The following is a 19,960-nucleotide window of genomic DNA, read 5'->3' as shown; positions in this document are numbered from 1 at the left end:
GGGATCAGGCCGTTCTGTGACGGTGATGGATGATGCGGGCGCGCAGAATGCCGCGCGTGCCGAACAGGATCGAGGCGAAGTAGACGACACCGGCCGACAGGATGATGGCAGGTCCGGACGGCAGCGAGGCGTGATAGGACAACAGCAGCCCGGCGATGCAGGAGGCAAAGCCGATCAGCACGGCCAGCACGCACATCGGCTCGACGCGCACCGTCCAGAAGCGGGCGGCTGCCGCCGGCAGCATCATCAGTCCGACCGACAGAAGCGTGCCGAGCGCCTGAAATCCGCCGACGAGGTTGAGCACGACGAGACCAAGGAAGATGAAGTGCACCGGGCTGCCCATGCGGCTGACCGAACGCAGGAACAGCGGATCGAGGCATTCGGCGACCAGAGCCCGCCAGAAGATGGCGAGGCTGACCAGCGTCACCGCGACGATGCCGCCGATCAGCGTCAGCGCCTCATTGTTGAGCGCCAGCACCGTGCCGAACAGCACATGCATGAGATCGACGCTTGAGCCGCGGATCGACACCATCAGCACGCCGATGGCCAGCGAAATCAGATAGAAGGCCGCCATCGAGGCGTCCTCGCGCTGGATGGTGAAACGCGAGACAGCACCGGCGCCGAGCGCCACGATAATACCGGCGATCAGCCCGCCAATGGTCATCGGCAGGATTTCCAAACCATAGAACAGGAAGCCGGCGGCCGCGCCCGGCAGGATGGCATGCGCCATGGCGTCGCCCGACAGGCTCATGCGCCGCAGCATCAGGAAGACGCCGATCGGGCAGGCGCCCAACGACAGCATCAGCGAGCCGAACAGCGCCCGCTGCATGAAGCCGAAATCGGCGAACGGTGCGATGAACAGACCGTAGAGCGCGTCCATCAGGCAGCCCTCGGCCCGGCGTCATGGTCGTGATCGTGGCCATGATGATCGTGGCCATGGGCATGATCATGACCGTGCCCGTCCGGCTCGCACCAGGGCGCGTTCTCCTCCCAGGCTTCATGGAAGCGACGGGCGCGCAGAAGGTTTTCCGGCTTCAGCGTCTCGCGCGTTTCGCCCCAGGCGATCGGCTGGCGGGCCAAAAGCAGCGTCTCCGGAAAATTCTGCCGCACCAGATCGAGATCATGGACGACGACCATGATGGTCCGTTCCTCGCCGTGCCAACGCTTGATCAGGGCGATCAGATCGCCGACCGTCTTGGCATCGACGGCGTTGAATGGCTCGTCGAGCAGGATCAGGTCGGCGTCCTGCAGCAGCACGCGGGCAAACAGCGTGCGCTGCAGCTGGCCACCCGACAGCGTGTCGATCGGCCGCTTCTCGAAGCCGCCGAGGCCGACCGCCATCAGCGCCTGGCTGACCGCCGCGCGATCCTCTGATGTGTAGCGGCCGAGCATGCCGCGCTTCGGCCAGAGACCGAGCGAGACCAGGTCGACGACGCGGGCGGGAAAGGAGCGATCGAGCTCCGATTGCTGCGGCAGGTAGGCGGCGCGCACGCCGGGTGCGCGAGCAACCTCACCGGCCATAGGCTTCAGCACGCCGACAATGCCCTTCATCAGCGTCGACTTGCCGGAGCCGTTGGCGCCGACAACGGCGGTCAGCGAGCCCTTGCGGATCGTGCCGTCGAGATGGTGGATCGCCGGGTGGCTGTTGTAGCCCAGCGTCAGGTCACGGAATGTCAGGCAGGTCTGGGTCATGTCGTTCCGTGGAGCAGCGAAACCCGGCCGCGGGCAGGGCCGATTGGATATGTGATGTTATTACATTAGTCAACAAGCCAATCAGGCGGAATTGCGACCGGCGGCTCAACTTGCCGTGAGTCGTTTGCGCACTGGTCCAAGGGGATTTGGCCCCGGCGGCCTTGCCCGAAGCGAACCGCAACTCTAAACAGTCGCCACCCATAACAGGAAGGAACCTCCCATGAGCATTCGTCGCATCGATGTTGGCCCGCGCATGAGTCAGATCGTCATCCACGGCAACACCGTCTATCTGGCCGGCCAGGTCGGCGAGCCCGGCGGCAACGTCGCCTCGCAGACCCGCGACATTCTGGCGGCCATCGACGAATTGCTGGCCAAGGCCGGCACCGACAAGACCAAGATCGTTCAGGCGATCATCTGGCTGGCGGACATGGGTACCTTCGCCGAGATGAATTCGGAATGGGACAAGTGGGTGCCGCAGGGCCACACCCCCGCCCGCGCCACCGGCGAAGCCAAGTTGGCTGGCCCGGAATATCTGGTCGAGATTATCGTTACGGCGGCGATTTAAGGCACGGCGCTGAAACTGCCAATCTCCCCCACAAGGGGGAGATCGGGTCTTGTCCCGGACTGCGCAACTGCCCTTCGCTATGGCTCCGGGCGTTCGGCGTTCGAAAAGCCAAATCGTTGGCTTTTCGCCAGCCGTCGGCTGGACACGCCTCACCCCTGCGACGGCGTGAATCTTGCCACCAGCGTGTGGCTTTCCGCCGGATAGATAAACCGCACATGGGTAACCGGGTGTTCAGCGCTCCAGGTGCGGCGCTCGACCACAAGGCATGGCGCGCCCGGATCGATGTCGAGCGCGTCGGCGATAGCCTCATCGGCGGCCATGGCGCGGATGCGATGCTCGGCCTCGCTCCATGGAACGCGGCCGATCAGCCAGGGGCCGGCGGCGATCTCCAGAAACTCTTCGTTCCCGGCTTCCGGAACCGCGGAAAGATTGATCAGGCGCTGCTCGAGTGCGAAGGGCCGTTCGCCGGCAAAATGCAGGCCTTCGATCCAGAGCACCGAGCCTGCGGCGGACAGGCCGAGCAGCGCTCTGTCCTCCGCATTGCTGCGGCGCTTGAGCTGTTCCAGCCGCTCGTAGCGATAGAGGAGGCCAAGCGCTTCGACCTCGATCCTGATGTCGTGAAGTTCCAGCACTGCTGCCTGCGACTGCGGCCGGCGGACGAAGCTGCCCGAGCGGCGGCGGCGTTCGATCAGCCCGGCCTTGGCCAACTGCGACAGCGCCTTGTTCACCGTCATGCGCGAGCAATTGTACTCGGTCGTCAGTTCGTGCTCGAACGGAATGCGATGTCCGGGCGCCCAGGCGCCCGACAGGATCTTTTCGCTGATGTCGGACAGGATGCGTTGGTGCAGGGAACCGCCGCTGTCCGCATCCGCCGTCTCGACCGTGCTCATGCCGAAAGCGCCCTCATCACGGCGCGAAAACGCTTTGCGATAGCTTCGCGCCTGGCATGCCTGCCGCCGCTGACCTGCTTCTTGCCGTGCACCCAGACGCAATCGATCGTGCTGCCATTGGCGAAGATCCAGGCGTCGAGGATGGCGTCGCCTGCCTTGCCGGCCAGAGAAGGATGGCCGGCGTCGAGCGAGACGAGATCTGCCGCGGCGCCGGCGGCGATCTGCGAGGCACCGGCGCCGAGCGCCTGGCTGCCGCCGTCGAGTGCTGCGTCGAACAGCGCCCGCCCGGTCGAGCCGCCGGCCACCGCCAGCACATTGCGGGCGCGGTGGGCGAGGCGCTGCGAATATTCGAGTTGGCGCAATTCGTCGGGCAGGCCGATCAGCACGTTGGAATCGGAGCCGATACCGAAGCGGCCGCCATGCTCGGTGAATAGCGGCGCTGCAAACGTCCCGTCGCCGAGATTGGCCTCGGTGATCGGGCAAAGACCGGCGATGGCGCCGCTCCTGGCCATGCCGATGGTTTCGGCATCGGTCATATGGGTGGCGTGGATCAGGCACCAGCGCTGGTCGACCTCGGCATTGGCCAGCAGAAATTCGACCGGGCGCGCGCCGGACCAGGCGAGGCAGTCCTCGACCTCCTTCACTTGTTCGGCGACGTGGATGTGGATCGGCCCATTCGGCGCCAAAGCAGCAACTTGGGTCAATTCCTCCGGTGTGGCGGCGCGCAGGCTGTGAGGCGCGACGCCGACGACAGCCTGATTCAACGCGCGAACCGATTCACTGGACTTCTCAACAAGCCGGGAGAACCGATTCACATCGTTGATGAATCGCCTTTGGCCTTCGTTCGGGGCCGCTCCGCCGAAGGAGGAGTGCGCATAAAACACCGGCAGCAGCGTCAGGCCGATACCGGTTTCGCCGGCGGCGGCGGCGATGCGCTCGGCCATCTCGGCAAGATTGGCGTAGGGGTTTCCGTCGCGGTCGTGGTGCAGATAGTGAAATTCGCCGACGCGGGAAAAACCGGCCTCCAGCATCTCGACATAGAGCTGCGCGGCGACCGCCTCGACCTGATCGGGCGTCATCGACAGCGCGAAGCGATACATCACCTCGCGCCAGCTCCAGAAACTGTCGGCGGAGGGGCCGCGAAGCTCAGCCAGGCCGGCCATGCCGCGCTGGAAGGCGTGGCTGTGCAGGTTGGGCATGCCGGGGACGACAATTGTGTGGCGCTCGTCGCCGGCCTGCGGTGCCGCGTCCGCCTCGACTGAGGCGATGCGGCCATCATCGAGCGCGATCCTGACATTGCCTTGCCAGCCCTCGGGCAGCAGCGCCTGTTCCGCAAAGATCGCCGTCACGTCCGTCTCCAAATCTGCATGCCTAAGCGACGAGACCACTTGCGTCGCGTTTCAATATGTATATACATAATCGTCATCCTTTCAAATGGAAAAGATGATGGGTGGAGCAAACGGGAAGAGCGGCCTTCGTGTCTGGCGCAATGCGCGCCTGGCGACCATGGCCGACGGTGTGGCGGGCCTCGGCATTGTCGAGAAAGGCGCGATCGCCGCGCGCGATGGTCTCATTGTTTATGCCGGCGCGGAGGCCTCGATGCCGGCTTCGGCGGGGCAGGGCGTGGACACGGTCGATTGCGAGGGCCGCTGGATCACGCCGGGCCTGATCGATTGCCACACGCATCTTGTCTATGCCGGCAACCGCGCCAATGAATTCGAGATGCGGCTGGCCGGCGCCACCTATGAGGAAGTCGCCCGCGCCGGCGGCGGCATTGTGTCCTCGGTCAAGTCGCTGCGCGCGGCAAACGAGGATGACCTTGTTGCCCAGACGCTGCCGCGCCTCGATGCGCTGATGGCCGAGGGTGTCACGACGGTCGAGGTCAAATCGGGCTATGGCCTCGATCTCGACAATGAGAAGAAGTCGTTGCGTGCCGCCCGCCGGCTGGCCAATGAGCGCCCCGTCACAATCCGTACAACCTGCCTCGCCGCGCACGCGCTGCCGCCCGAAGCTAGGGGTGACAAGGACGCCTTCATCGATCTCGTCGCCGCCACGATCCTGCCCGACGTCGCCGCTGAGAAACTTGCCGACGCCGTCGACGGTTTTTGCGAAGGCATCGCCTTTTCGCCGGAGCAGATCGCACGCGTCTTCGAGAAGGCGAGAGCACTCGGACTGCCCGTGAAACTCCATGCCGACCAGCTTTCGAATCTGCACGGCGCAGCACTTGCCGCCAGCTATGGCGCGTTGTCGGCGGATCATCTCGAATACACCGATGAGGCAGGCGCTGCCGCGATGGCGAAGGCCGGCACGGTGGCGACCATCCTGCCCGGTGCCTATTACTTCATCCGCGAAACCAAGAAGCCGCCTGTCGACCTGTTCCGCCGTCATGGCGTGAAGATGGCGGTGGCGACGGACAGCAATCCCGGCACCTCGCCGCTCACCTCGCTGTTGCTCACCATGAATATGGCCGCGACGCTTTTTGGCTTGACCGTCGATGAATGCCTTGCCGGCGTCACCCGCGAGGCTGCGCGTGCACTTGGCCTTCTCGACAAGGCCGGCACGCTGGAAGCCGGCAAATCCGCCGACCTGGCGATCTGGGATATCGAGCGCCCGGCCGAACTCGTTTACCGCATGGGCTTCAACCCGCTCCATGCCCGCATCTGGAGAGGACAATGACCGAACTGACCCTGAAGCCTGGCAATGCGACGCTGGCCGACTGGCGCGCCATCTACCGTGGTGCCGTGCCGAAGCTGGATGAGGCCTGCCGTCCAAAAATCAAGGCGAGCGCCGAGGCCGTCGCCCGGATCGTCGCCAAGGGCGAGCCGGTCTACGGCATCAACACCGGCTTCGGCAAACTGGCCAGCGTGCGCATCCCGGCCGGCGATCTCGAAACCTTGCAGCGCAATATCGTGCTGTCGCACGCCGCCGGCGTCGGCGAGCCGATGCCAGTCGCAATTGCCCGGCTGATGATGGCGTTGAAACTTGCCAGCCTGGCGCAGGGTGCGTCCGGGGTGCGACCCGAAACCATCGATTTGCTGGAAGCGATGCTCGCCAACGACGTCATCCCGGTGGTGCCGGCGCAAGGTTCCGTCGGCGCGTCCGGCGATCTTGCACCGCTGTCGCACATGACGGCGGTGATGATCGGCGTCGGCGAATGCTTTACCCCGCATGGTCGTTTCCCGGCCAAGGTCGCTTTCGTCTCGCACGGCCTCGAGCCGGTGACGCTGGGCGCCAAGGAAGGTCTGGCGCTGCTCAACGGCACGCAGTTTTCGACCGCCTATGCGCTCGCCGCTCTGTTCGAAGCCGAAGTGCTCTACCAGTCGGCGCTGGTCGCCGGTGCGCTGTCGACCGATGCCGCCAAGGGGTCCGACGCGCCGTTCGACCCGCGCATTCATCTCCTGAGAAAGCACCGTGGCCAGATCGAGACGGCGGAGGCACTGCGCAATCTGATGGCCGGTAGCGCCATCCGTGAATCGCATCGTGTCGGCGACGAGCGCGTGCAGGATCCCTATTGCCTGCGCTGCCAGCCGCAGGTGATGGGCGCCGCGCTCGACGTGTTGCGCAAGGCGGCCGATACGCTCGGCACCGAGGCCAATGGCGTCACCGACAATCCGCTGATCTTTGCCGAGGACGACACGGCGCTCTCCGGCGGTAATTTCCACGCCGAGCCGGTGGCTTTCGCCGCCGACATGATCGCTCTGGCCGTCTGCGAGATCGGCTCGCTGTCGGAACGCCGCATCGCCATGCTGGTCGATCCGGCGCTGTCAGGCATGCCGGCCTTCCTGACGCCCAAGCCGGGCCTCAACTCCGGCTTCATGATCCCGCAGGTGACGGCGGCCGCACTCGTTTCGGAAAACAAGCAGAAGGCCTATCCGGCCAGCGTCGATTCCATCCCGACCTCGGCCAACCAGGAAGACCACGTCTCGATGGCCGCGCACGGTGCGCGCCGGCTGATCGGCATGGTCGAGAACGCCACGGCGGTGATCGGCATCGAATTGCTGGCCGCCGCGCAAGGCTGTGACTTCCACCAGCCGCTGGCGTCGAGCAACGCGTTGGAAGCGGTACGCAAACTGGTCCGGGCTGAAGTGCCGCATCTCGACAATGACCGCCACTTCCACCCCGACATGGAAAAGGCGATCGCCATGGTGCGCAGCGGCGCGACCGTCAGGGCTGCCCGCGCGGTGGCGCTGCCGTCCATCGCGGGAGCGGCATGATGAACGCCACACCCTGGCTTACCGTCAGCCGAGGCACAGCACCGCTGCTGGTGTCGATCCCGCATACCGGCATCGACCTTGCCGGCCTCGAACCCCGGCTGGTGTCGCCCTGGCTCGGCCGCCGCGATTGCGACTGGTGGATCGACAAGCTTTATGACTTCGCCAACGACCTCGGCGCAACCGTCGTTCACACGGCCATCTCGCGAACCGTGATCGACGTCAATCGCGACCCATCCGGCGCCTCGCTCTACCCCGGCCAGGCGACCACCAGCCTGTGCCCGACCGAGACCTTCGACGGTGACCCGCTCTACCGCGAGGGCGAGGAGCCGGGACCGTCGGAGGTCGACGAGCGTCGCGAAAAATTCTTCGTGCCTTACCATGCTGCCTTGCAGGCCGAAATCGACCGCTTGCGTGGCCTGCATGACAACATCGTCCTCTACGATTGCCATTCGATCCGTTCGGTATTGCCGCGTCTGTTCGAAGGCACGCTGCCAGTCTTCAACCTCGGCACCAACGACGGCAAGAGCGCCGATCCCATCCTGCAGGAAAGGGTCGCCGCAATCCTGGTCGGAACTGGCGAGACATGGGTCGTCAATGGTCGCTTCAAGGGCGGCTGGATCACGCGCCATTTCGGCCAGCCACAAAGCGGCGTGCATGCGCTGCAGATGGAGCTCTCCAACCGTGGCTACATGCGCGAGCCCGAGGAGAAGGGCTCGCCTGACAATTGGCCGGTGCCTTACGAAGCCGGATTTGCGGCGCCGATCCGCGCAACGTTGGAGAACATTCTGAAAACCGCGATTGCCTGGGCGCAGGGCTGATCGGCAATTCTTCGGAGGAACGCAGTGACCGGACATGTCAGGACATTCCATCTCGCGGGGGGGCTGGTTCTAGCTGCAATCGTTTCGGCATTCGCCGCCGAAGTGGCGATGAAAGGGCCGGAAATCCTTGCCGATCTGAAGGGCGCGCAGGTCCAGGGCGACGGCTGGTCCCAAGACTTCGATGACGGCGGCGCAACAAGCTATGCCAGAGGCGACAGTCACCAGATAGGCCGCTGGGACGTGCGGGGTGACCAGTACTGCTCGCTGTGGCCGCCCTCTGATGTTTGGGCCTGCTACACCATGACGATCGATTCCTCCAATCCTGCCAACGAGCGGATCACCTGGATTAGCGCCGACGGCTCCCGCAGCACCGCGCATCTCATTCGAAAGGGACAATGATGAACAATCCTCGCCACAACATCCGTGAAGTGCGCAGCCCCCGCGGCGACAAGCTCAACGCCCGCTATTGGACGACCGAAGCGCCCCTGCGCATGCTGATGAACAATCTCGACCCGGACGTTGCCGAAAACCCCAACGAACTGGTCGTTTATGGCGGCATCGGTCGGGCGGCGCGCACCTGGAACGATTTCGACAGCATCGTCGCCTCGCTGAAGACGCTTGGCGAGGACGAGACGCTGCTGGTGCAGTCCGGCAAGCCGGTCGGCGTGTTCCGCACCCACACCGATGCGCCGCGTGTGCTCATCGCCAATTCCAACCTCGTGCCGCACTGGGCGACCTGGGACAAATTCAACGAGCTCGATAAAAAGGGCCTGATGATGTACGGCCAGATGACGGCCGGTTCGTGGATCTATATCGGCACGCAAGGCATCGTGCAGGGCACGTATGAAACCTTTGTTGAAGCTGGCCGCCAGCACTACGGCGGCAACCTCAAGGGAAAGTGGATCCTGACCGGCGGCCTCGGCGGCATGGGCGGCGCACAGCCGCTGGCCGCCGTCATGGCTGGCGCCTGCTGCCTGGCCATCGAATGCAACCCGGACTCGATCGATTTCCGCCTGCGCACCCGCTACGTCGACGAGAAAGCCGAGACGCTCGACGAAGCGATGGAAATGATCGAGCGCTGGACCAAGGCCGGCGAGGCGAAGTCGGTCGGCCTGCTCGGCAATGCCGCCGAGATCGTGCCCGAAATGTTCAGGCGCGGCATCCGCCCCGATATGGTCACCGACCAGACCTCGGCCCACGACCCGATCAACGGCTATCTGCCGAAAGGCTGGACCATGGCCGAGTGGCGCGAGAAGCGTGTCAGCGATCCGAAGGCGGTCGAGAAGGCGGCTCGCGCATCCATGCGCGAGCATGTCGAGGCGATGGTGGCGTTCTGGAACGCCGGCGTGCCGACCCTCGACTATGGCAACAACATCCGCCAGGTCGCCAAGGACGAAGGGTTCGAGAACGCCTTCGCCTTCCCGGGTTTCGTGCCGGCCTATATCCGTCCGCTGTTCTGCCGCGGCATCGGCCCGTTCCGCTGGGCCGCACTCTCTGGCGATCCGGAGGATATCTACAAGACCGACGCCAAGGTGCGCGAACTGACGCCTGGCAACACCCATCTGCACAACTGGCTGGACATGGCGCGCGAGCGCATCTCGTTCCAGGGCCTGCCGGCGCGCATCTGCTGGGTTGGTCTCGGCGACCGCCATCGGCTCGGCCTCGCCTTCAACGAGATGGTCGCCAAGGGCGAACTCAAGGCGCCGGTCGTCATCGGCCGCGATCACCTCGATTCCGGCTCGGTCGCCTCGCCGAACCGCGAGACGGAAGCGATGAAGGACGGCTCCGATGCCGTCTCCGACTGGCCTCTGCTCAATGCATTGCTCAACACCGCGTCGGGCGCCACCTGGGTGTCGCTGCATCATGGCGGCGGCGTCGGCATGGGTTTTTCCCAGCATGCCGGCATGGTCATCGTCGCCGACGGTACGCAGGATGCCGCCAGGCGCCTGGAGCGCGTGCTGTGGAACGATCCGGCGACCGGCGTCATGCGTCATGCCGATGCCGGCTACGACATCGCCATCGAGTGCGCCAAGGAGCACCAGCTCAACCTGCCCGGCATTCTGGGCTGAAATCATGCGCATTCTTCGTGCCGCCGACTACCGCGTGATGCCGTGGAAGAACGGCGGCGGCACGACGACCGAGATCGCCGTCTCGCCTGACGGCGCCGGCCTTGACGAGTTCGACTGGCGCGTGTCGATGGCCCGCGTCGAGGGCAGCGGGCCGTTCTCCAGCTTTGCCTGCATCGACCGCACGCTGTCGGTGCTGGAAGGCGAGGGCATCGTGCTCGATGTCGCCGACCGGCCAGCGGTGCGGCTGACGCCGACTTCCGCGCCGTTTTCCTTTCCAGCCGACCTGCCGACCAGCGCCTCGTTGATCGCCGGCCCGATCACCGACCTCAACGTCATGACGCGCCGCGGCCGCACGTTGCATTCGGTCGAGCGGCTCGCGATTTCGCAGCCTGTGGATATCGCGACGCGGGCCGGTTCGACCCTCATCCTTTGTCAGAAGGGCGAAGCTTTCTTCCCCGAGGCTGGGTCAATTCGCCTCGGGCCGCTCGACACGTTGCTGATCGGGCCGGATGCTCCCATCATGAAGGTCGAGCCGGCGCGGGATACGACGCTGTTCGTGGTCCGGATAACCGCCGCCGCCTGAGGCTTTCGCGCCAACGGTTACCGCCTGTTTCCAAACATGATCGCAATGCCGGCGAAATATAGCGTAAGCTCCTGCCGGCATCACGAAAAAGCCCGAATCCTCTCCGCCGATCGAACCCGACGTGAGCGAGGGGCGCTCGTCTTTGAGTTTGGTCGAAAGATGACGCTCTGTCGTGGTGCGGAAACAAACTTTCGGCATAGGGGTTAATGCAACCAATTGCATTTGAACCGGTTTTAGGGCCATTGCCGTGGCGGTGACGCCGCTGAGTGCCCGCTTACGGAATTTTCAATGAATATTCAGACGAATCCTGCCCAGATCGAGAAGACAAGCGCGAGCTTTCCGGCCATTACGGAAGAGCCGATAAGGTCGACATTCCTGCCGGAGGAGCGCCTTCGGCTGCTTGGCGAAAGCCTGGCCAAAGGCGATCTCACCGATCTTTTCGGCCTGATCCCATTCGATTTCCAGGCCCGCATTCGCGACAGCGCCAAGAAGATCCTCGAAGTCTACCGTTCGACCAATGCGGCGCAGGCCAAGGGCGAGACGATCACGCCGGCCGCGCAATGGCTGCTCGACAACAATTATCTGGTCGAAGAGACCATTTTCCAGGTCAAGCGCGATCTGCCGCGCCGCTTCTATCGTCAGCTGCCGACGCTGAAACTGCCTGACGGCGGCACCGTGCCGCGTGCGCTGGCGCTGGCCTGGACCTATGTGGCGCATTCGGACAGTTCCGTCTCGGCGACCATGTTCAAGTCCATCGTCCAGGGTTTTCAGTCAGTCGAGCCGCTGAAGATCGGTGAACTCTGGGCGCTGCCGTCGCTTTTGCGGTTCGTGCTGATCGAAAATCTCCGCCGCCTGGCCGTCAGGGTCAATCGCACCCGCCAGATGCGCCAGATCGCCAACGATGTGGCGGACAAGGTGCTGGCGACCGACGAAAGTGCCGACCGCCAGGCGATCCTGGCCAATTTCAGCGCTCACGCGCAGGACACCACCTTTGCCACGCAGCTTCTCTATCGCTTGCGCGATGGTTCGCAGAATGCCGGCAAGGCCCTGGAATGGCTGGAAGGCGAGCTCGAAAAGACCGGCTCCGATGCCGAGGAGATCATCATCTCCGAGCATCACACGCTGTCCAGCGGCAATGTGACGACCGGCAACATCATCCGCGGCCTGCGCCTCATCAACGACGTCGACTGGACGGTGTGGTTCGAAGGCGTCAGCCGCATCGACACCGTGCTGCGCGAGCGCACCGATTTTGCCGCGCTCGATTTCTTCTCGCGCGACCAATACCGCACCGCGATCGAGGAACTTGCCCGCCGCTCGAACCTGTCGGAATACCGCGTCGCCGAAAAGGCGATCGAACTGGCCGGCCAGGCCGCTAGCGAACACGCCGCCGGCGAACATGTATCGGCCGGCGATGGCGACCATTCCGCGCCGGCTCCGTCCGCGCATACCGATGTCGGCTTCTTCCTCGTCGGTCCGCGCCGTCTGGAGCTGGAAAAAGCGATCGGCTATCGGCCCACCATCAGCCAGACGGTCAAGCGGACGTTCACCAAGACCGGATGGTTGGGCATTGTCCTGCCGGTCTTCGCGCTGACGGCCCTGCTTCTCGTCCTCACCGGCAATGCGTTGGCCAATCTCGGCCTGTCGGTGACCTCGATCGTCCTGATGCTGGCGCTGTTTGCCGTGCCGGCGAGCGAGGGCGCGCTGGCCTTCTTCAACACGGTGGTCTCGCTCTTCCTCAAGCCGACACGCCTGATCGGTTACGATTACAGGCACGGTGTGCCGCCCGAGGCGCGCACGCTGGTGGTTGTGCCGTCGCTGATCGGCTCGCGCGACGATGTCGAGGAAAACATCCGCAACCTCGAAGTCCATTACCTTGCCAATCTGGTGGACGAGATCCATTTCGCGCTGCTGTCGGACTGGCCCGACAGCAAGATCGAGATCGATGCGGCCGACACCGAGATCCTCGAATATGCCCGCGCCGAGATCGCCCGTCTCAACGCCCGCTATCCCTCGGAAGGCGCGCCGCGCTTCTACATCCTGCACCGTCGCCGCCTCTTCAACGCCGCTCAAGGGGCCTGGATGGGCTGGGAGCGCAAGCGCGGCAAGCTGCATGAGCTTGACCTTCTGCTGCGCGGCGACAGCGACACGACTTTCCTGCCGCTCGACGTGCCGCTGCCGGAAAAAGTCGTCCATGTTATGACGCTCGACGCCGACACGCGCACCACCCGCGACGCGGTGGCGAGCCTCGTCGGCAAGCTCTGCCACCCGCTCAACCGCCCGCATTTCGACGCCGCCAGGCGCGTCGTCACCGCCGGTTACACGATCCTGCAGCCGCGCATCACCGCTTCGCTGACATCAGGCGACGAGGCCTCGTTCTTCCAGCGTGTGTTCTCGGCCAATCGCGGCCTCGACCCCTATGTCTTCGCCGTTTCCGACCTCTACCAGGATGTCTTCAGCGACGGGTCCTTCACTGGTAAGGGCCTCTACCATGTCGATGCCTTCGAGGCCGCCCTGCAAGGCCGCATCGAGGAAAACACCGTCCTCAGCCACGATCTGCTCGAAGGCGCGCTGGCGCGCGCTGCACTGGTCACCGACGTCGAACTGGTCGAGGACTATCCGACCCGCTACTCGGTCGACGCCTCGCGTCACCATCGCTGGGCACGCGGCGACTGGCAGCTTCTGGGCTTTATCCTCGATCCGCGCTCCGGCGTTCCGGCCCTGTCGCGCTGGAAGATGGTCGACAATCTGCGCCGCTCGCTGACGCCGATCTTCTGGGTGATGGCGGCGATCGCAGGCTGGACCTTGCTGCCCTTCACGCAGGCCGCGCAATGGCAGGCCTTGCTGATCCTCAGCCTGTTCATGGCGCCGACCTTCGATGTCGTCAACGCCATCCTGCCCAAGAGCGGCGACCAGACGCCGCGCGGCCATTTCTCGGCGCTGGCGCGCGACGTCGCGTTCGGCACCGCCATGGTGGCGCTGAAGATCGTGCTGATGGCGCACAATGCCTGGATGATGGGCGACGCCATCGTGCGCACGCTCTACCGGTTGTTCGTCAGCCGCCAGAATCTTTTGGAATGGCGCACCGCCTCCCAAGCGCACAAGGCCGGCGACAACGATGTCGGCTCCTATTACGGCATGATGTACGGCGCCGTGATCATCGGTTTCGTCGGCCTGGCCATTCCGGTGCTGGCCGATTCCACTGGCGCCTTCGTCGCCTTCTTCTTCGCCCTGTTCTGGATCGGCTCGCCGGCGATTGCCAGCTGGATCAGCCGCTCGGCCGAAACCGAGGACCGGCTGCGCATATCGCAGGCCGATATCCATACGCTGCGCACTATTGCGCGGCGCACCTGGCACTATTTCGAGAGCTTCGTCACGGCGGAGCATCACAATCTGCCGCCGGACAATTTCCAGGAAAGCCCGGCACCGGTCGTGGCGCCGCGCACGTCGCCGACCAATGTCGGCGTCTATCTCCTGTCGGTGGTCTCGGCGCGCGATTTCGGCTGGATCAGCCTGTCGGATGCCATCACCCGCATCGACGCGACCATGACGACCATAGAGAGCATGCCGCGCCACCGCGGCCATCTCTTCAACTGGTACGACACTACGACGCTGAAGCCGCTGTACCCGCTCTACATTTCGGCTGTCGACAGTGGCAATCTCGCCGGCCACCTGGTGGCCGTGGCGGCGGCCTGTGCCGAATGGGCGGAAGCGCCGTCCGTTCACCTGCAGGGTGATTTCGAAGGCATTCTCGACACGGTGACCATCCTGAGCGAGAGCCTTGATGAATTGCCCGACGACCGCCGTCAGCTCAGGCCTCTGCGCCAGCGTCTCGTCGATCGCCTGGACGGCATGCGGCGCGCCGTCGAGACGATCAAGGCGCAGCCGGAAATGGCCTCGATCCGCACCATCAACCTCGCCGTGCTGGCGGGCGAGATCCGCAAGCTGGCCACCGCCATCCACACCGAGGCGGCGTCGGCCCAGAGCGACGTCATCGTCGACTGGGCGGCGAGGCTGGAAGCCACTTGCGAGGCGCATGTCCATGATGCCCATAGCGACGACAACGCCGTCGAAGCGCTGCGCGCCAAACTTCTGACCTTGCGCGAGCGCACCCGTCGTTTCGCCTTCGAGATGGAATTCGCCTTCCTGATGCGGCCGGAACGCAAGCTGCTGTCGATCGGCTACCGGGTCGAAGAACACCAGCTCGACGAAAGCTGCTACGACCTTCTCGCCTCCGAGGCGCGGCTGACCAGCCTGTTCGCCATCGCCAAGGGCGACCTGCCGACCGAGCACTGGTTCCGGCTCGGCCGTCCGATCGTCGAGATCGGCTTCCAGGGCGCGCTGATGTCCTGGTCGGGCTCGATGTTCGAGTATCTGATGCCACCGCTGGTGATGAAGGAGGCGCAGGGCTCGATCCTCAACCAGACCAGCAAGCTGATCATCAAGCGTCAGATCCAGTACGGTCGCCAGAAAAACGTGCCCTGGGGCATCTCGGAAGCGGCCTACAACGCCCGCGACCGCGAACTGACCTACCAGTACACCAATTTCGGCGTGCCCGGGCTTGGGCTGAAGCGCGGCCTTGGCCAGAACACGGTGATAGCCCCCTACGCCACCATATTGGCGGCGCAGTTCAACCCGCGCGAAGCCGTGCACAATCTGGCGCGTCTGCGCGACATCGGTGCGCTTGGCCCGCATGGTTTTTACGATGCGGTCGATTTCACGCCGCAGCGGGTGCCTGAAGGGACCAACCACGCGGTCGTGCTGAACTACTATGCGCACCATTCGGGCATGTCGATCGCGGCGGTCGCCGACGCGATCTTCGAGGGTCGCCTGCGCGACCGTTTCCACAGCGACCCGGTCATTGAATCGGCTGAACTCCTGCTGCAGGAAAGGGCCCCGCGCGACATCCCGACCGCGACCGTCAGGACCGAGGCGGACGAGCGCGCCAAGGACGAGACCGAAACCGAGAGCCCCGACACCCGCATCGTGCTCGATCCGCTGCGGTCGCTCCGCTCGACCAATGTGATGTCGAACGGCCGTTATTCGGTGATGGTGACGGCAACCGGCTCCGGCTACAGCCGCTGGGGCGATCTTTCCGTTACGCGCTGGCAACCGGACCCGGTCGAGGACCGTCTCGGTTCCTACATCTTCCTGCGTGACGTCAGCACCGGCGACTGGTGGTCGGCAACGGCGGAGCCAAAGCGCGCGGCAGAGGAGAAGGTGCAGACCCTGTTCTCCGACGACAAGGCGAGCTTCGTCAAACTGGTCGGCACATTGCGCTCCGAGGTCGAATGCATCGTCGTTTCCGAAGGCAATGGCGAAGGCCGTCGTATCACGCTCTACAATGAAAGCACGTCCGATCGTTTCATCGAGGTGACGTCCTTTGCCGAACTGGTACTGGGTTTGGAGGCCTCCGATAACGCGCATCCGGCCTTCTCCAAGATGTTCGTGGAGACTGAAATCGCCGCCAATAAAGGAGCGATCTTCGCCACGCGCCGCAAGCGCGAGACCAGCGAGCCCGATATCACGCTGGCGCATTTCGTCACCGATCCGTCCGGACCGGCGCGCGATGCCGAGGCCGAGACCGACAGGCGCGCCTTCATCGGCCGTGGCCGCTCGATCGTCGATGCCGCGGCTTTCGATCCGGGCGCCAGGCTCGGCGGCCATTCCGGCTTTACGCTCGATCCCATCGCCTCGCTGCGCCGCCAGGTGCGCGTGCCCGCCAACAAGAAGATATCGCTGACCTTCTGGACCGTGGTCGGGGCCAACCGCACCGAGCTGGAAGAAGCGATAAACCGCCTCGACCATCAGGAGAGCTTTGCCCGCCAGGCCATGCTTGCCTGGACGCGCAGCCAGGTGCAGACCCGCCATATGGGCCTCAGCCTGACCGATGCCGCCAATGTGCAGAAACTGGCGCGCTATCTGATCTACCCCGACGCGTTCCTGCGCTTGCCGGCCGAATCCCTCGCTTCGGGCCTGGGCAAACAGTCGAGCCTGTGGCCGACCAGCATTTCGGGCGATTTCCCGATCTTCCTGGTCAGGATCGGCGACGTCGCCGATCTGGAAATCGTCGCCCAGGCGCTGCGCTTCCAGGAATACATGCGCACCCGCGGCATGATGATCGACTTCGTCGTCGTCAACGAGCAGGCTTCGTCCTATGTCCAGGACCTGCAGCGCGCGGTGGAGACGCTGTGCGAAAACAGCCGTCTGCGCGGCAAGGAACTCGGTCCCCGCCAGCACATTTTCGCGGTGCGCCGCGACCTGATGGAAGAGACCACCTACAAGACGCTGCTCGCCGTCGCCCGGGTGGTGCTGCATACGCGCAACGGCACCATCTTCGATCAGATCGAACGGGCCGAGGCGGCTGCCTTGCAGGCGCGCGATGGCTTGCCGTCCACCGGATCGCCGGCTCCGCGCGAAATCCCGGCGGCGCATGCCTTTGCCTCGCAGTCCGTGGCGGATGTCAGTGCCGATGGCTCTGGCCTCAGCCAATGGAACGGCTTTGGCGGTTTCGACGGCGACGGACGGCACTATGTGGTGCGTCTGGCTGGCCGGCGCACCACGCCGCAGCCCTGGATCAATGTCGTCTCCAACGCCTCGTTCGGTTTCCATACGTCGGCCGAGGGTGCTGCCTTCACCTGGAGCCGCAACAGCCGCGATTACCAGTTGACGCCGTGGTCCAACGATCCGGTCTCGAACCGGCCGGGAGAGGGCATCTATATCTACGATCAGGCCAGCGGCAGGGCGTTCTCGCCGATCGCCGCCGTGGTGCGCGATCCCTCGATGACCTACGAGGCCTGGCATGGCCAGGGCTTCTCCACCTTCCGCTCGAAGCGTGGGCCTTTGTCGATGGACCTGACCCATGTGGTCGACCCCGTCGATCCGGTGAAGATCACGCGGCTGCGCATCCAGAATTCAGGCGCGGTGCCGGCGCGGCTGCGCGTCTATGCCTACGCCGAATGGGTGCTTGGCGGGCATCGGTCGCGGACGGCCGCCACCATCGTCCCGTCCCGCGACGGGGCGACCGGCGCGTTGCTGGCGCAAAACCCCTATGGGCTCGATTTCAGCGAGCGGGTGGCTTTCCTCGCCGCCGATGCCGCTGCTCATTCGGTGACGGCGGATCGCTCCGAATTCCTCGGCCGGCACGGGTCCAGCGAGCTGCCGCAGGCGGTGCTGACCGGCGCGGCCCTGTCGGGCCGTGTCGAAGCCGGGGATGACCCCTGCGCGGCGATCGCCCGCGACGTCGAGATCCCGGCCGGCGGCGACGTCACGCTGCTCTGGCTGCTCGGCGATGCCGACACCCCCGCGCAGGCGAGCGCGCTGGTGCAGGCGCACCGTGGCAAGGATTTCGACCAGCGTCTGGCCGACAATGAGCGCGAGTGGCGCGGTTTCCTCGACACCATCCAGGTCGAGACGCCAGACAAGGCGCTCGATGCCATGGTCAATCACTGGCTGCCCTATCAGAGCCTTGCCTGCCGTATCCGCGCCCGCTCGGCCTTCTACCAGGCAAGCGGCGCTTTCGGCTTCCGCGACCAGCTGCAGGACACGCTGGCGCTGCTGGCGCATGATCCGACGCTGGCGCGCGACCAGATCCTCAACGCCGCGCGGCGGCAGTTCCCGGAGGGCGACGTGCAGCATTGGTGGCTGCCGCGCACCGGAGCCGGCGTGCGTACCATGATCTCCGACGATGTGGTCTGGCTGGCCCACGCCACGGCGCGCTATCTCAGTGTGACCGGCGACGCCGCCATCCTCAAGGAGCAACTGCCCTTCATCGACGGGCAGGCGCTGGGCGAGGGCGAACACGATGCCTTCTTCACCCCGGAAATCTCGAAGAAGACGGTGTCGCTTTACGACCATTGCGCGCGTGCGCTCGACCTGGCCATCAAGCGCAGCAGTCCTGCCGGCCTGCCGCTGATCCTTGGCGGCGACTGGAACGACGGCATGAACCGTGTCGGCGAGCACGGCAAGGGCGAGAGTGTGTGGCTAGGCTGGTTCCTGCTGAAGACGCTGGGCGACTTCGCCGCCGTCGCCAAGAGCGAGGGCGACAGCAAGCGAGCGCAGACCTGGGTAAAGCATGCCGAGGCGCTGAAGCGGGCGCTTGAGAGCACGGCATGGGATGGCGAGTGGTACCGGCGCGGCAGTTTTGACGACGGCACGCCCTTGGGGTCGCGCACCTCCGAAGAGTGCAGGATCGACTCCATCGCCCAATCCTGGAGCGTGCTTTCGGGCGAGGGCGACCCGGCGCGGTCGACGACGGCTATGCAGCAGGCGACCAACCTGCTCGTCGACGACAAGCTCAAGATCGTCAAACTGTTCACGCCACCCTTCTCGAAGACGCAGAAGGACCCCGGCTACATCAAGAGCTATCCGCCCGGTGTGCGCGAGAATGGCGGCCAGTACACGCATGCGGCGACGTGGTTCGTCATAGCGCTGGCCGAGATGGGGCAGACGGACGAGGCCTATCGCTGCTTCTCCATGCTGAACCCGGTCAACCACGCATCCGACGAGGCCTCGGCCGAGCAATACCGCGTCGAACCCTATGTGGTGGCGGCCGATATCTATGCCGGAGACGACAAGGGCGGGCGCGGCGGCTGGACCTGGTACACCGGCTCGGCGGGCTGGCTCTACCGGGCGGCGGTCGAGGGCATCCTCGGCATCGAACGGCGCGGCAAGCAGATCACGTTCCGGCCGAAGCTGCCCAGCCATTGGGATGGCTACCAGGCTTCCCTGAAGATGCTGGGCGCCGAGATCAAGGTTCATGTCGTTCGCGACAAAAAGACCAAGACGATCTCGCTTGAAGTCGACGGCTCGAAAACAAAGTCCGCCTCCTTCGAACCCAAAGCTGGTACCAAGACCGAGGTCGTGGTAAAGATACCGGCGTAAAATCAATACCTTAAGTCAATAGGTCGCGCGTCCTTCGGGGCGCGCGACGCCGCGAATGTTTACTTGCGTGCGATCGGCGACGGCATCCGCCAGGCATTGCCTGACACTTCATGCAAGCCTGCAGTGATTAAAAATGTGGCAGCGCTCGGCCACTGCCATGATTTTGCCGCAAGGCTGGCATTTCACCTTTTATCTCAAACCGTTAGGTGATCACGTCAGATTTCGCATCGTCGTCATCTTTTGTTCGCA

At 64.7% G+C, this 19,960-nt stretch carries 12 protein-coding genes; 8 read left to right on the top strand and 4 right to left on the bottom strand.

The window, feature by feature from the left end; translation table 11 throughout:
* Positions 1–4: 4 nt before the first annotated feature.
* Positions 5–880, bottom strand: coding sequence for a zinc ABC transporter permease AztB (aztB, locus tag D3242_RS18430; protein WP_019857527.1), 876 nt, complete (start codon positions 878–880; stop codon positions 5–7).
* Entirely contained in the window at positions 880–1,692 is an 813-nt protein-coding gene (gene aztA, locus D3242_RS18425) for a zinc ABC transporter ATP-binding protein AztA (protein ID WP_019857528.1), read from the bottom strand. The genes aztB and aztA overlap by 1 nt, the downstream gene beginning before the upstream one ends.
* A 220-nt stretch (positions 1,693–1,912) precedes the next feature.
* Here aztA and D3242_RS18420 point away from each other — a divergent pair, with 220 nt between their 5' ends.
* On the top strand, positions 1,913–2,257 hold the full coding sequence (locus D3242_RS18420; protein WP_019857529.1) for a RidA family protein: 345 nt from the start codon (positions 1,913–1,915) through the stop codon (positions 2,255–2,257).
* A gap of 149 nt (positions 2,258–2,406) precedes the next feature.
* Here the strand turns inward: D3242_RS18420 and hutC are convergent, their stop codons facing one another.
* Positions 2,407–3,147: a histidine utilization transcriptional repressor HutC gene (gene hutC / locus D3242_RS18415; protein WP_019857531.1), complete on the bottom strand. Its 741-nt coding sequence runs from the start codon at positions 3,145–3,147 to the stop codon at positions 2,407–2,409.
* Entirely contained in the window at positions 3,144–4,496 is a 1,353-nt protein-coding gene (locus tag D3242_RS18410) for a formimidoylglutamate deiminase (protein ID WP_064985068.1), read from the bottom strand. Before D3242_RS18410 ends, hutC begins: the two co-directional genes overlap by 4 nt.
* 97 nt (positions 4,497–4,593) lie before the next feature.
* Between D3242_RS18410 and hutI the strand changes: the two genes are divergently transcribed.
* The 7 genes from hutI (at position 4,594) to D3242_RS18375 (ending at position 19,711) form a co-directional block, all read left to right on the top strand.
* Entirely contained in the window at positions 4,594–5,823 is a 1,230-nt protein-coding gene (gene hutI, locus D3242_RS18405) for an imidazolonepropionase (protein ID WP_120145516.1), read from the top strand.
* Positions 5,820–7,361 (top strand): histidine ammonia-lyase, encoded by a 1,542-nt coding sequence (hutH, locus tag D3242_RS18400; RefSeq protein WP_064984784.1) that lies wholly within the window; start codon positions 5,820–5,822, stop codon positions 7,359–7,361. Before hutI ends, hutH begins: the two co-directional genes overlap by 4 nt.
* Positions 7,361–8,179 (top strand): N-formylglutamate deformylase, encoded by an 819-nt coding sequence (hutG, locus tag D3242_RS18395; RefSeq protein ID WP_064984782.1) that lies wholly within the window; start codon positions 7,361–7,363, stop codon positions 8,177–8,179. Before hutH ends, hutG begins: the two co-directional genes overlap by 1 nt.
* A 24-nt stretch (positions 8,180–8,203) precedes the next feature.
* Complete coding sequence (locus D3242_RS18390) at positions 8,204–8,578, top strand: hypothetical protein (protein ID WP_064984780.1); 375 nt, start codon at positions 8,204–8,206, stop codon at positions 8,576–8,578.
* Positions 8,575–10,248, top strand: a complete 1,674-nt coding sequence (hutU, locus tag D3242_RS18385) for a urocanate hydratase (protein WP_171880392.1) — start codon at positions 8,575–8,577, stop codon at positions 10,246–10,248. The genes D3242_RS18390 and hutU overlap by 4 nt, the downstream gene beginning before the upstream one ends.
* 4 nt (positions 10,249–10,252) lie before the next feature.
* Positions 10,253–10,831 carry a HutD/Ves family protein gene (locus D3242_RS18380; protein WP_064984776.1) on the top strand — a complete coding sequence of 193 codons (579 nt, stop codon included), beginning with the start codon at positions 10,253–10,255 and terminating at the stop codon, positions 10,829–10,831.
* Between the two features lie 288 nt (positions 10,832–11,119).
* Positions 11,120–19,711, top strand: a complete 8,592-nt coding sequence (locus D3242_RS18375; RefSeq protein ID WP_064984774.1) for a glycoside hydrolase family 94 protein — start codon at positions 11,120–11,122, stop codon at positions 19,709–19,711.
* The last annotated feature ends 249 nt before the right edge of the window (positions 19,712–19,960 follow it).

Source organism: Mesorhizobium jarvisii, from assembly GCF_003601985.1.
GTDB classification, from domain to species: domain Bacteria; phylum Pseudomonadota; class Alphaproteobacteria; order Rhizobiales; family Rhizobiaceae; genus Mesorhizobium; species Mesorhizobium jarvisii.
Note: the sequence above shows the minus strand (reverse complement) of the source record. Positions and strands in the feature narration are given on the sequence as shown.

Coding starts and splice junctions, on each gene's coding strand:
- aztB (WP_019857527.1), bottom strand. CDS start 880: ATGGACGCGCTCTACGGTCTGTTCATCGCACCGTTCGCCGATTTCGGC.
- aztA (WP_019857528.1), bottom strand. CDS start 1,692: ATGACCCAGACCTGCCTGACATTCCGTGACCTGACGCTGGGCTACAAC.
- D3242_RS18420 (WP_019857529.1), top strand. CDS start 1,913: ATGAGCATTCGTCGCATCGATGTTGGCCCGCGCATGAGTCAGATCGTC.
- hutC (WP_019857531.1), bottom strand. CDS start 3,147: ATGAGCACGGTCGAGACGGCGGATGCGGACAGCGGCGGTTCCCTGCAC.
- hutI (WP_120145516.1), top strand. CDS start 4,594: ATGGGTGGAGCAAACGGGAAGAGCGGCCTTCGTGTCTGGCGCAATGCG.
- hutH (WP_064984784.1), top strand. CDS start 5,820: ATGACCGAACTGACCCTGAAGCCTGGCAATGCGACGCTGGCCGACTGG.
- hutG (WP_064984782.1), top strand. CDS start 7,361: ATGAACGCCACACCCTGGCTTACCGTCAGCCGAGGCACAGCACCGCTG.
- hutU (WP_171880392.1), top strand. CDS start 8,575: ATGATGAACAATCCTCGCCACAACATCCGTGAAGTGCGCAGCCCCCGC.
- D3242_RS18380 (WP_064984776.1), top strand. CDS start 10,253: ATGCGCATTCTTCGTGCCGCCGACTACCGCGTGATGCCGTGGAAGAAC.
- D3242_RS18375 (WP_064984774.1), top strand. CDS start 11,120: ATGAATATTCAGACGAATCCTGCCCAGATCGAGAAGACAAGCGCGAGC.